Origin of the sequence: Curtobacterium sp. GC_Cur_3, from assembly GCF_026544205.1 — a bacterium.
Classification (GTDB): domain Bacteria; phylum Actinomycetota; class Actinomycetes; order Actinomycetales; family Microbacteriaceae; genus Curtobacterium.
Genome location: NZ_JALNUI010000012.1, coordinates 48,124 through 61,279 on the forward strand (window position 1 = coordinate 48,124; position 13,156 = coordinate 61,279).

Annotated in this window: 7 protein-coding genes; 3 read left to right on the forward strand and 4 right to left on the reverse strand. The window is 72.3% G+C overall.

Annotated elements, in window-relative coordinates; all coding sequences use genetic code 11:
* Positions 1–71 precede the first annotated feature (71 nt).
* On the reverse strand, positions 72–1,688 hold the full coding sequence (locus OXR63_RS08140; RefSeq protein ID WP_267421765.1) for a glycoside hydrolase family 16 protein: 1,617 nt from the start codon (positions 1,686–1,688) through the stop codon (positions 72–74).
* A gap of 167 nt (positions 1,689–1,855) precedes the next feature.
* On the reverse strand, positions 1,856–3,019 hold the full coding sequence (locus OXR63_RS08145; protein WP_267421766.1) for a cysteine desulfurase family protein: 1,164 nt from the start codon (positions 3,017–3,019) through the stop codon (positions 1,856–1,858).
* A gap of 59 nt (positions 3,020–3,078) precedes the next feature.
* On the opposite strand from OXR63_RS08145, the gene OXR63_RS08150 reads away from it, so the two are divergent.
* From OXR63_RS08150 to glgB, 3 genes are all read left to right on the forward strand, one after another.
* Entirely contained in the window at positions 3,079–5,130 is a 2,052-nt protein-coding gene (locus OXR63_RS08150) for a glycogen debranching protein (RefSeq protein WP_267421768.1), read from the forward strand.
* A gap of 141 nt (positions 5,131–5,271) precedes the next feature.
* Positions 5,272–7,272 (forward strand): alpha-1,4-glucan--maltose-1-phosphate maltosyltransferase, encoded by a 2,001-nt coding sequence (locus tag OXR63_RS08155; RefSeq protein WP_267421769.1) that lies wholly within the window; start codon positions 5,272–5,274, stop codon positions 7,270–7,272.
* Positions 7,269–9,962 carry a 1,4-alpha-glucan branching protein GlgB gene (gene glgB / locus OXR63_RS08160; RefSeq protein ID WP_267421770.1) on the forward strand — a complete coding sequence of 898 codons (2,694 nt, stop codon included), beginning with the start codon at positions 7,269–7,271 and terminating at the stop codon, positions 9,960–9,962. The genes OXR63_RS08155 and glgB overlap by 4 nt, the downstream gene beginning before the upstream one ends.
* A 386-nt stretch (positions 9,963–10,348) precedes the next feature.
* On the opposite strand, the gene OXR63_RS08165 is transcribed toward glgB, so the two are convergent.
* Both OXR63_RS08165 and OXR63_RS08170 read right to left on the reverse strand, forming a co-directional pair.
* Positions 10,349–11,374 carry a tetratricopeptide repeat protein gene (locus tag OXR63_RS08165; RefSeq protein ID WP_267421772.1) on the reverse strand — a complete coding sequence of 342 codons (1,026 nt, stop codon included), beginning with the start codon at positions 11,372–11,374 and terminating at the stop codon, positions 10,349–10,351.
* Positions 11,371–13,107, reverse strand: coding sequence for a hypothetical protein (locus tag OXR63_RS08170; RefSeq protein WP_267421774.1), 1,737 nt, complete (start codon positions 13,105–13,107; stop codon positions 11,371–11,373). Before OXR63_RS08170 ends, OXR63_RS08165 begins: the two co-directional genes overlap by 4 nt.
* Between the last annotated feature and the right edge of the window lie 49 nt (positions 13,108–13,156).

Genomic DNA, 13,156 nt, shown 5'->3' on the forward strand with positions numbered 1-13,156 from the left:
GGAGGCTCGGCGCGGCCCCGCCTCGCCCGTCACGTCGGCGCACGGTCCGCCGGGCGTGGCCCGGCGGTCCGTCAACCGGCTCGGGAGATGCTCACCCACGCGACCTGCACGTCACCGGCAGCGTCCTTCGGCGGCTTCTGCGGGGACATCGTCGCCGCCTGCAGGACGAGGTGCAGCGGCTTCTTCGGGAGGTTCTGCGTCGTGGAGCTCACGCTCACGCCGTCGACGAGGAAGTTCAGCTTCGTCGGCGTCCACTCGATCGTGTAGGTGTGCCATGCCGTGAACGTCGTGCCGAGGTCCCGGTGCAGGCAGTTCGCGGCCGGGTTTCCCGGGCAGTGGTTCGAGAGCGTGACGTTGCCGTCGAGGGCACCCTCCGGGAAGTCGACCTCGCCGTCCTCCCACGTGTTCGTGTCCGACCACAGGAGCCCGGCGAGCCCGTACCCCTGGACGGCGTCCGCACGGAGCCGGATGTCGTACCGGCCACTGGTCTGTCCGCCCCACCGGCCGTCGACGAGCGGGATGAACGCGGCGCCGGTGGGCTGCCCGGACGCGTCGGTGTGCATGTGCATGTCGAGCGTCCCGTCGGCCACGGACATGGCGGACTGTCGGTACATGCCGACGCCGCTCGTGTCGTTGAAGCCGTCGTAGGCGACGAAGCGGTCCCCGTAGTCCTTCGCGAACGCCCCGGAGGCCGCCGGTGTCGTGAAGTCCTCACCGAAGATGCGCGTCCACCCCGACGCTGCCGCCGGCATCGCGCCGCCGTCCTGCTGGTCGGACCCCGCGGTGCTGTCCGGGGTCGTCGGCCGGGAGGGCACGGGCGACGTCGTCGGCTGGGTCGTCGGCTGGGTCGTCGGCTGGGGCGTGGGCTGCGGCGCCGGCGCGGTCGCGGGCAGTGCTGCCGGGATCGTGGCCGTCCGGCACCCGAGCTGCCGGTCGGATCCGCTGCCGACGTTCACCGCGACGACGCACACCGACTGCGCGCCGGTCTTCGCCGTCGCGAGCGCGGTGGCGAAGCCGTGGGTCCCCGTGACCCCGCGGGCGCGGTTCACGTCACCCCGGGCGACGTCCGTGTGCACGGTCCCGATCCTGGTGCCGCCGACGGTGACCGCGACGTCCACGGAGGCGGACGAGGTGTCCGGGTCGAGTGCCCACCCGCGGACGGTCACCGTGCCCGCGCTGGCGGCGACGCCGTCGAACGAGCCGACCGGGGACGGGTCCCCGACGGTGACGGTCCGGCACCCCAGCGCGACGTCCTTCCCACGGGTCAGGCTGAGCGCGGTGACGCAGACCGACTGCTTGCCGTACTTCGTGGCGACGACGGAGCCGCTGTACCCGTGGTTCCCGCGCACGCCCAGGCGGCGGTTCACGTCGGCACGGGCCGTCGCGGCGGGCACGGTGCCGGCGACGCTGCCCCCGACGGTGACGCGGACGCTCGTGGACGCGGTCGACTTCGCCCGGTCGACTGCCCACCCGCGGACCGTGACCGTGCCGAGGCCGGCGCTGACGGCGTCGATCGAGCCCGTCGTCGTCGCGCTCGCGGCGAACACCGGGGACGCGCTGAGCGTCGCGGCGACGATCGCCGACACGGTGACGGCGACGGCGAGACGTCGGCGTGCGTGTCCGCGGACGACGACCGTCCCGACACCCGCTCGTCCCCGCACCGCACCGGTGTTCGTCTGCTTGTCCATCTGCTGATTCCCTGCCCCTGACCGACCGAAACGATCGGTACTGTACGGGCGCTCGAGCAGGCTCCGACAGCGTTTCGAGCAGGTCAGCCCCGGACTGGGGACAGGGGGGCCAGCGCCGGGCAGGAGTCGGGAGAACCCCTGGTCAGCCCCGAACTGGGGACTGGTGCCTAGCGCCCGAGCAGGGGTTCGCGGGAGGCCATGCCCGCCACGCTCGCCCGCGCCACGGCGTCGGGCAGGGCGGCCAGGAAGGCGTCGACGTCCGCGTCGGTCGAGGTGTGCCCGAGCGTCACCCGGAGGGCGCCGCGGGCCTCGTCCTCGGACAGCCCCATGGCGAGCAGCACGTGGGAGGCCTCCGGCACGCCGGCCTGGCACGCGGAGCCGGTCGAGACGGCCACCCCGGCGGCGTCGAGGAGGAACAGGAGCGAGTCGCCCTCGCAGCCCGGGAAGGTGAAGTGCGCGTTGCCCGGCAGCCGGTCGACCGGGTCACCGCGGAGCACGGCGCTGGGCACGGCGTCGAGGACCCCGGCGACCAGCCGGTCTCGGAGGGCCTGGACGTCGGCGTGGGGTGTCGCGGCCGCGACGCCGAACGCGATCGCCGCCGGGGCGTCCTGCGTGCCGCTCCGCACCTGGCGCTGCTGTCCGCCGCCGTGGATGAGCGGTTCGACCGTGGCGCGGCGACCGAGCACCAGCGCGCCGATCCCCACCGGTCCCCCGATCTTGTGGGCGGACACGCTCATGGCGTCGAGACCCGAGTCGCGGAACGACACCGGCACCTGGCCGTACGCGGCGACGGCGTCGGCGTGCACCGGGACGCCGGCCGCGTGGGCGAGCTCGACGATGCGGGCGACCGGCTGGATCGTGCCGACCTCGTTGTTCGCCCACAGGAACGTGACCAGGGCGACGTCCGAGGCCGCGGCGAGCCGGGCCTCCAGGCCGTCGAGGTCGAGGTGACCCTGCGCGTCCAGCGGGACCACGTCGACGACGGCGCCGTCGTGGCGCTCCAGCCAGTCGACCGTGTCGACGGTGGCGTGGTGCTCCCCCGCCGCGACGACGATGCGGGGGCGCGGGTGGTCGACCTGTCGCGCCCAGAAGAGGCCCTTGACGGCGAGGTTGACGCTCTCGGTGCCGCCGGAGGTGAAGACGACCTCGACGGGTTCGGCGTCGAGGGAGGCGGCAACGCGGGCGCGACCGTCCTCGAGCAGCATCTTGGCGCGCTGACCGGCGCTGTGGATCGACGACGGGTTGCCGACCGTGGCGAGGGCGTCGGTGAAGGCGGCGAGCGCCTCGGGCAGGATCGGCGTCGTCGCTGCGTGGTCGAGGTAGACCGGCACTGGAGGACTCCCTTCGAGAGCGTTTTCAGGATACCTGCGTGTCCTCGTACCCTTGTCGGGTGCAGGACATCGCGATCGACACCGTCCAGGGCCTCCACCTGGGTGAGGACGTCGCGCGTTTCGCGATGCGCTCGGCGACGGCGACGGCCGCCACCCTGGTGCTCGATCCCCGTCCTGACGGCTCGGTGGCGGAGCGACGGGTCACACTCCGGCACGCGCCGGACTCCGACCAGTGGCACGCCGAGGTGCCGGAGGTCCGCGTCGGCGACACCTACCACCTGCTCGTCGACGGCCCGACCGGCGGGCGCCACGACTTCGACGGCGCGCGCCAGCTGCTCGACCCGTACGCCCGCGGTGTCGTCCACGCCCCCGAGGACGCTGCGGCCCGCTGGACGAGCGTCGTGGTCGACGACGCCTTCGACTGGGGCGACGTACCCAAGCCGACGGTGCCGCTCGACCGGGTCGTCCTGTACGAGGCCAACGTGCGGACGCTCACGAGCGCGAACCCCGCCGTGCCGGAGCACCTCCGCGGGACCTTCGCCGGGGTCGCGCACGAGAGCACCATCGCGCACCTGCAGCGGATCGGGGTGACGACGCTCGAGCTCCTGCCCGTGCACGCGTTCGACACCGAGCACTGGCTGCAGCAGGCCGAGCGGGAGAACGCCTGGGGCTACAACACGCTCGGGTTCTTCGCCCCGCACGCCGGGTACGCGTCCTCCTCTGCCCGGGAAGCCGGCGCGGACGGGGTGCTCCGCGAGTTCAAGGGCATGGTGCGGCTGCTGCACGAGGCCGGCATCCAGGTCGTGCTCGACGTCGTCTACAACCACACCGCCGAGGAGGGCCTCGGCGGTCCGACCTCCTCCGTGCGCGGCATCGACGGCGCCAACCGGTACCGCTTCGCCGAGGACGACACCTACTACGACACGACGGGCTGCGGGAACACGCTCGACACCTCGGTCGAGGCCACCGCCGACCTCGTCGTCGACAGCCTGCGGTACTGGGCGCGGGAGATGCAGGTCGACGGCTTCCGCTTCGACCTGATGGCCGCGCTGGCCCGCGACGCCGACCACGTCTTCGACCCGGCGCACCCGCTGCTCGAGCGCATCCGGCAGCACCCGGACCTGCAGGACGTCCTGGTCATCGCCGAACCGTGGGACGTCGGCCCTGACGGCTGGCGCACCGGGGCGTTCGGCGCGGGGACGCTGGAGTGGAACGACGGCTTCCGGAACACCGTGCGGCAGTTCTGGCTGGCCGACGTCGGCCAAGAGCGCCGCAGCGGCGTACCAGGAGCGGGCATCGGCGCGCTCGCGAACTCGCTGACGGGGTCGCGGAGCGTCTTCGACGTCGCGCGCGGGCCGCTCGCCGGCGTGAACTTCGTCACCGCGCACGACGGCTTCACGCTGCACGACCTGGTGTCGTACGACGGCAAGCACAACGAGGCCAACGGCGAGGACAACCGCGACGGCTCGAACGACAACCGCTCGTTCAACCACGGGCACGAGGGCGCGACGGAGGACCGCGGCGTCCGTGCGGCCAGGGGGCGGTCGATGCGCAACCTGCTCGGCACGCTGTTCCTGTCCGCCGGGGTGCCGATGCTCACCGCCGGCGACGAGCGCAGCCGCACCCAGCACGGCAACAACAACGCGTACGTCGTCTCCGGCGACCTCACCCCGGTCGACTGGTCGGACGACGAGGACGCCGAGTCGATGACCGAGACCGTGGCCGCGCTGACCCGACTGCGTGCGGCGCACCCGGCGCTGCGCCCGTCGCGCTTCGGCGTCGAGGGCCAGGTCACGCCCTCCGCGTCCCGGATGACCTGGTACGGGCCCGACGGCGGTCCGATGACCGGCGAGTGGTGGGACCAGCCGATCCACCGCGCGCTGCAGTCCTTCATCGAGTCCACGCCGGAGCACGAACCGTACGACCGGGTGCTCGTCGTGGTGCACGGCAGCGGGCGGACCCGGGACCTGACGCTCCCCGTGCGGGAGGACGTGCTGGCGTACCGGCTGGCGTGGTCGAGCGAGAAGCACCGCGACCACGCCCGGCACCGTCCTGCCGGCACGGTGTTCACGGCGTACGGGCCGGGCATCCACGTGTTCGAGGTCGTCTGAGCCCACTTGGTCGGGCCGGGCGGCGAGTGCGGTCGATCGGCGCGGTCGGTGGGTCCTCCACCGGCCGTGCGACGCGCCGATCCGTCCACAGGACACGCGATCCGGGGAACACGGAGCGCCGCGCCGGGTAGCGTCTGCTCCGTGGCCACCGCAGACCGACCCCGGCGTCCGAAGATCGGGCGCATCCCGATCACCGAACTCACCCCGAGGACGCCCAACGGCTTCCCCGGCAAGGCCTTCGACGGCGAGGTGATCACGTTCGGCGCGACCGTCTTCCGGGAAGGCCACGGCGTGATCGGCGCCGACGTCGTCCTGGAACGACCCGACGGGGGGACCAGGACCGTCCCACTGCGCCTCGCCGCCGCCGGCACCGACCGGTACGAGGCGACCGTCCAGGTCGACCACGTCGGCGTGTGGACCTGGCACGTCGAGGCCTACTCCGACGACTGGGCATCCTGGCTCCACGGCGCCCGGCTGAAGATCGCCGCCGGTGTCGACACCGAAGCCACGCTGCTCGACGGCGCCGTGCTGCTCGACCGGCTGGCGGCGGAGACCGACTCCCCCGCCGCGACCCGTGCCGCCGCCCGCATGCGCGACACGGAGCTCGACGCCGCCGACCGCCTCGCGGCGGTCGACGACCCGCGCATCCTGTCCGAGGTCGAGGAGTCGCCCGTCACCTCGCTCCGCACCGACTCCCCCGTGCAGCTGCTCGACGTCGAGCGCACGCGCGCCGGTGTCGGCGCCTGGTACGAGTTCTTCCCCCGCAGTGAAGGCGCCAAGCGGAACGCCGACGGCTCCTGGAAGAGCGGTGACTTCCGCACCGCCGCCCGCCGCCTCCCCGCCGTCGCCCGGATGGGCTTCGACGTGATCTACCTGCCGCCGATCCACCCGATCGGGCACACCGCCAGGAAGGGCCCGAACAACACGCTCGACGCCGGCCCGAACGACCCGGGCAGCCCCTGGGCGATCGGTTCGGCCGAGGGCGGCCACGACGCCATCCACCCCGACCTCGGCACCGAGGACGACTTCCGCGACTTCGTCGAGACGGCGAAGAACACCGGGATGGAGGTCGCGCTCGACTTCGCGCTGCAGTGCTCCCCCGACCACCCCTGGGTCACCGAGCACCCGGAGTGGTTCACCACGCGCGCCGACGGCTCCATCGCGACCGCGGAGAACCCGCCGAAGCGCTACCAGGACATCTACCCGATCCAGTTCGACTCCGACCCCGAGGGCCTGGTCGTCGAGGTCGAGCGGGTCCTGCGCCACTGGATCGCGTTCGGCATCCGGATCTTCCGCGTCGACAACCCGCACACCAAGCCGCTCTGGTTCTGGGAGCGCGTCATCCGGGAGATCCGCGACGAGCACCCCGACACCGTGTTCCTCGCCGAGGCCTTCACCCGCCCGGCGATGATGCGGGCCCTGGCCGAGGCCGGCTTCCAGCAGTCGTACTCGTACTTCACGTGGCGCAACACGAAGGACGAGATCGCGGACTACTTCGACGAGCTCGCCCACGAGACCTCGGACTACCTCCGTCCGAACCTGTTCGTGAACACGCCGGACATCCTCACCGAGTTCCTGCAGTTCGGTGGTCGCGCTGGGTACAAGATCCGCGCTGCGCTCGCCGCGACGGGCGCTCCGACGTGGGGCATGTACGCCGGCTACGAGCTCTTCGAGGACGTCGCACGCCCGGGCTCCGAGGAGAACATCGACAACGAGAAGTACGAGTACAAGCCGCGCGACTTCGCCCTCGCCGAGGCCGAGGGCGCGAGCCTGGCGCCGTACGTCACGATGCTGAACCGCTTCCGGCAGGCGCACCCCGCGCTCCGGCAGCTCCGGAACCTGCACGTGCACACCAGCGAGGACGACGCCATCGTCGTGTACTCCAAGCACCTCCCCGGGCAGTTCATCCGCTCGGGCCGCGCCGACACCGTGATCGTCGTCGCGAACGTCGACCCCCACTCCGCCCGTGAGACCACGGTGCACCTCGACCTCGCTGCACTCGGACTCGACCCCGAGCAGTCGTTCGACGTCCGCGACGTCGTCACGGGTGCGCGCTGGGTCTGGGGATCGTCGAACTACGTCCGCCTGGACGCATTCCAGGAGCCCGTGCACCTGCTCGTCGTGGAAGGACCCCACCGATGACCGACCACCACAACCCCGAGCGGATCGAACCCCGCGACCGGGGCCAGGGGCCGAGCGTGCCCCCGGTCCAGCCGCCGCCCCCGCCCGCACGCTCCGAGCACCCGGCGAAGCACGTCGACCCCACCGCGGACCCCGCTGACGCGCTCGACCCCGTCGACGCTGCGGACGCCGCCGGCCTGGGCGCCGGGTCCCCGGTCCCGAGCCGCCCGGTCCCCGCACCGGTGCCGTCGCGCGCTCCCCAGGCTGTGCCCCGCACCGAGCCGCGGACGTCGGCCCCCGGAGAGGACCTCCCCGGTGCCCGACTGCCGCGCCGCGAGTCCCCCGACCGTGACGTGCCCGAGTCGGCGACGCTCGCCGGTGGCCTGGACACACCGCACCCCCGTCACGCCGAAGCGGTGGACGCGACCCCGGCGGACACCACTCCGGCAGACACCACCCCGGCGACCACCGCACAGGACGTCGCTGAGTCGGCCGCAGCCGCCGAGCCGTCCGACGGCACGACCACCACGGCCGACGCTGCCGCGGCGACCGTCGAGCCACGACCCGCTCCCCTCGAGGAGTGGCTGCGCCAGCAGGTCGCCGAGGGCCGCTGGTCCCAGCCGCACGACGTGCTCGGCCCGCACCCGGTCGACGGCGGCACCAGTGTGCGCGTCGTCCGCCACCTCGCCGAGGCCGTCCGCATCGTCCGTCCGGACGGCGACGACATCGAGCTCGCCCACGAGGGCGACGGCCTCTGGTCCGGCGCCACGACCGGCGAACTCGGCCGGTACCGCGTCGAGTCCGAGTACGTCGAGGACGACACGACGTGGACCAGCGACGACGCCTACCGGTTCCCGCCGACGCTCGGCGAACTCGACCTGCACCTGTTCGGTGAGGGCCGCGACGAGCAGCTCTGGAACCACCTCGGTGCCCACGTCACGACCGTCGACGGCGTCGACGGCGTCGCGTTCGCCGTCTGGGCCCCCCGGGCCACCGCCGTCCGCGTGATCGGCGACTTCGAGGGCTGGGAGGGCCGCACCACCGCGATGCGCCGCCTGAACGACCTCGGCGTCTGGGAGCTCTTCTGGCCGGGTGCCCTCGACGGGCAGCGGTACAAGTTCCAGATCCTCACCGACAGCGGCTGGGTCGAGCGCGCCGACCCCTTCGCGCGTCGCGCCGAGGTCCCGCCGCTGACGGCGTCGGTCATCACGAGCTCCTCCTACGCATGGTCGGACGGGGACCGCCAGTGGATGGCGGACCGCGCCGCCGCGACGACACACGATCGCCCGATGAGCGTGTACGAGGTCCACCTCGGCTCCTGGCGTCCGGGCCTGTCGTACCGCGACGTCGCCGACGAGCTCATCGGGCACGTGCAGCACCTCGGGTTCACGCACATCGAGTTCCTGCCCCTGTCCGAGCACCCCTTCGGTGGGTCGTGGGGCTACCAGGTCACCGGGTACTACGCCCCGACCTCCCGCTACGGCAGCCCCGACGACCTCCGCTACCTGATCGACCGGCTGCACTCGGCCGGCATCGGCGTGATCATGGACTGGGTCCCCGGGCACTTCCCGAAGGACGAGTGGGCGCTGGCGAAGTTCGACGGCTACGCGCTCTTCGAGCACCCGGACCCCCGCCGCGGCGAGCAGCTCGACTGGGGCACCTACGTGTTCGACTTCGGGCAGCCGCAGGTGAAGAACTTCCTGGTCGCGAACGCGCTGTACTGGATGGAGGAGTTCCACATCGACGGCCTCCGCGTGGACGCCGTCGCCTCGATCCTGTACCTCGACTACTCCCGCACGGAGTGGCTGCCGAACATCCACGGCGGACGCGAGAACCTCGAGGCGATCTCGTTCCTGCAGGAGACCAACGCCACCGCGTACAAGCGCTACCCGGGCATCGTCATGATCGCCGAGGAGAGCACCTCGTGGCCGGGCGTCACCCAGCCCACCAGTGCCGGCGGCCTCGGCTTCGGGCAGAAGTGGAACATGGGGTGGATGCACGACTCGCTCGAGTACGTGCAGCGTGACCCGGCGTACCGCTCGTACCACCACGACGAGCTGACGTTCTCGTTCGTGTACGCGTTCAGCGAGCAGTTCACCCTGCCGATCAGCCACGACGAGGTCGTGCACGGCAAGGGCTCGCTCTACGGCAAAATGCCCGGCGACGAGTGGCAGAAGCTCGCCAACGTGCGCGCCTACCTCGCGTTCATGTGGTCGCACCCCGGCAAGCAGCTGCTGTTCATGGGCCAGGAGTTCGCCCAGATCGGCGAGTGGTCCGAGGCCCGCGGGCTCGACTGGTGGCACCTCGACGACCCGGGTCACCGTGGCGTGCAGGACCTCGTCGCCGAGCTCAACAGCGTGTACAAGGACACCCCCGCGCTGTGGACGCACGACAGCACCGCCGAGGGCTTCGAGTGGCTCGAGGGCGGCGACGCTCCCCACGCCACGATCGGGTTCCTGCGCAAGGCCGGTGACGAGCGCCTCGCGGTCTTCGTGAACTTCTCCGGCGTGCCCGTCGAGCGGCGCTTCGGCCTGCCGACGGCCGGTGCCTGGCACGAGGTCCTCAACACCGACGCAGCCGAGTACGGCGGGTCCGGCGTCGGCAACCTCGGTGTCGTCACCGCCGAGGACGTCCCGTGGGCCGGTCGCCCGGCCTCGGCGAACCTCGTGGTGCCCCCGCTCGGCGCCGTCTGGCTGAAGCTCGCCCCGTAGTCCGGGGGCAGTGCGGACACGCGGAGGAGGTCGGCCCAGCCGACCCCCTCCGCGCGTTCGTCTGTGCGGCGGGGGTGCCCGCCCGTGCACGTGCACGTCCCACGCGGAGCGAGTCGAATCGCGCGGAGCGAGAGGAATCGCGCGTTGCGGGTCGGATCTTCCGACCCGCAACGCGCGATTCCACATCCCACAGCGCCCGTGATGGGCGGAACCGCCCACACGACGGACGGGAGGCTCGGTACCAGCCGGCACCGAGCCTCCCGTCCGTGGATGGCCGCGACAGCGAGACGCCCCCGGCGACTCGGAACGCCGCCGATTCCGGCGGTGTCTCGAGCGCTCGGGGGCGTCTCGAGCAGACGGGGGTGTCTCGCGACTCCCCCGTGTGCTCAGTACAGCGCGCTCGCCAGGCGGCGGCGTGCCGCCACGACGCGCGGGTCCTCCGCACCGATCAGCTCGAAGTACTCGACGAGCCGGACGCGGAGCGCCTCACGCTGGTCGCCGAACACGGTCGGCACCAGGTCGAGCAGCCGCCCGAAGGCGTCCTCGACGTGTCCACCGCTGATGTCGAGGTCGGCCACGGCGAGCTGGGCCTCGACGTCGTGCGGCCCGGCGCCGGCGGCAGCGCGGATCTCGTCGGCGGTGTGCCCGGCGAGCCGGTCGAGGAGCGACACCTGCGCCAGTCCCGCGACGGCCATCTGGTCGTGCGGGTCCTGCAGGATGGCGGTCTTGTACTCCTGGATGGCGGTGGCGTAGTCGCCCTGCTCGATGGCGTCGTAGGCGGCCTGGTGGTGCTGCGGCAGCGGCTCCGGCTCGGGCTCGCCCTGCTCGACGGCCTCGGTGTCGACACCGGCGCCGTCGACGGTCACGCGCCCGGAGACGCCGTTCTGCTCGGCAGCCTGGAGCACCTGCTCGAAGACGTCACGGACCTCGGCCTCGGGCAGCGCACCGACGAACAACCCCAGCGGGCGTCCGGCGATGACGGCGGCCACGGTCGGGATCGACTGCGCCTGGAAGGCCTGCACGAGCTGCGGGTTCGTGTCGGCGTCGACCTTGGCCAGCAGGACGCGGCCGTCGTACTCCGCGGTCAACCGTTCGAGGATCGGCGAGAGCTGCTTGCACGGCCCGCACCACTCGGCCCAGATGTCCACGATCACGGGGACGATGGTCGAGAGCTGCAGGATGTCCTGGAAGCTCTGGTCGGTGACGTCGAGGACGAGCGACGGAACGGTCAGGTCGCCGGCGGTCTCGCTGCCGGGGACGCCGGCACCGGGAACTCCGGTGGGACCGGTGGCACCGGGGCCCGCGGCACCGGGACCGGTCGGCTGTCCTGCCGGTCGCTGCGCACGCTCGACCAGGGAAGACAGGTCGACGGCTCCGCGGAGTCCGGACGGGGTCGGGGGGACGTTCGTCATTGCACCTCACTCGCTGCGATCAGGCCCTGGGTGAACCCGAGCAGGACCATCTTGTCGTCCGACCCGACGGCCGGCACGGAGAAGAGCAGCTGGACGCCGTAGGTGGCGCTCACGCCCTTCTTGCTGGAGTCGACACCGGACAGGGCCTTCACGGCGCCCTCGGTGTTGACGGAGGCCCCGGTGGCCGTCGGCGTGACCTTCTCGATCTCGTCGAGGCTGACCGACACGAGTGCACCGGCACCGTTCGTCGCCAGGGCGACGGCACTGCCGTCCGGCGACTCGGACGAGTACTCGATCTTGGCGGTGTCGGGCAGGGCCTCGGACTTCTTGTCCTTGTAGTCCTTGCCGATCTTCGGCCGGAGGTCGTCGCCGTCGCTCTGGAACAGGTCGGCGTACTCGCTGTCGGCGTCCTTCGACAGGACGTCGCCGTAGGCCTTCGCGACCTGGTCAGGGGCGATCGCCAGGAGCGGGGAGTCCGAGGCGAGCTGCGCGGTGCCGATCGACACGGGGGCGACGGACGGCAGGGTGGCATCGGCCTCGAGCGAGACGTCGTACATCACCTTGTAGTCGTCGCGTGCCGACTCCTGCACGAGCGTGAGCGCCTGCGGTGCCGTCTTCTGGTCGGAGGGGTCCGACGTGACGACGAACACGGTGCGCGGCCAGCTGTCGGTCTGCTGCGGGAGCGCGACCGAGACGTCGGCGGCCGAGATCGTCGGCGGCGCCTGGACGTCCTCGTCCGCGTCACGGATCGTGTAGTTGGCCTTCCGGAGGTCGAGCGCGGGCCCGGTGAACCGGGTGCCTGCGAGGTCAGCGTCCTTGTCGGAGTCCGCCTTCGACGCGACGTCGGCGATGCGCTGGACCACGCGGGTGATCTGCTGCCGGGTCGCGGCGGTCGGCTCGGCCTGCTCGGCTGCTCCGGTCGCCGAGGCAGTCGGGGTCGGGGTCGCCGCGACGCCGCCCTGGGGCCAGTACTCCGACGAGCAGCCGGCGAGCGACAGTGCGCCGAGCAGGACGACCGGCACCGCGATCAGCGAACGACGCCCGCGGCGGGACCTGGCGGGCACCTGGGCACCGGCGGCAGCGGCGCGGCGCGAGGCCCGCACGCGGGGAGGACGCGTCCCGCCACTGCGACGGCGCGGACCGCGGGATCGGCGCTGGTGCAGGAACGCCCAGACCAGCAGCACGATGCCGCCGAGCACGAAGATGCCGCCGGCGGTCATGAGCGGACCCACGGACGGCGTGGAGGTGTCGCGCGGCCAGGTGACCGAGACGTCCGACGGTGCTGCCGACGAGCCCTCGCCGACGATGAGCACGGAGACGTCGTCGGGCAGCCGGACGGTGAACTGCCCGGCGTCGTCGTACTCCTGGTACCAGAGGTCGCTGCCCTTCGGGTCCGGCACGGTGGTGTCGCTGCCGGCGGTCTTCGCGACGAGTCGGGACTGGTCGGCGTCGTACCGGAGCGTGCGGTGGCGGGCGTCACCCACCCAGGCGTCCACGTCCGAGGTCTTGCCGTAGGCGGCGAAGACCTTGCCGGACCCGGAGACGCTGATCCGCTGGTAGCCGGGGTTCGCGTTGAGCACGGAGCCGGGGATGACGGTCACGGGGGCCTTCGTGGTCGTGGACGTCTGCGCGACGATCGAGGACGGCGGAGCGAAGACGGTCCGCTCGGCGACCCCCAGGCCGACGAGCAGCAGCCCGATCACGAAACTGACGATCGCCAGGACGAATCGCACGGAACTCTCTCCCTCCGCGCCGGGGTGGGGGGATCGGCGCGAATCAACG

Excerpts from the sequence above, each read along its gene's own strand:
- glgB (WP_267421770.1), top strand. The coding sequence starts at position 7,269 with ATGACCGACCACCACAACCCCGAGCGGATCGAACCCCGCGACCGGGGC.
- OXR63_RS08140 (WP_267421765.1), bottom strand. The coding sequence starts at position 1,688 with ATGGACAAGCAGACGAACACCGGTGCGGTGCGGGGACGAGCGGGTGTC.
- OXR63_RS08165 (WP_267421772.1), bottom strand. The coding sequence starts at position 11,374 with ATGACGAACGTCCCCCCGACCCCGTCCGGACTCCGCGGAGCCGTCGAC.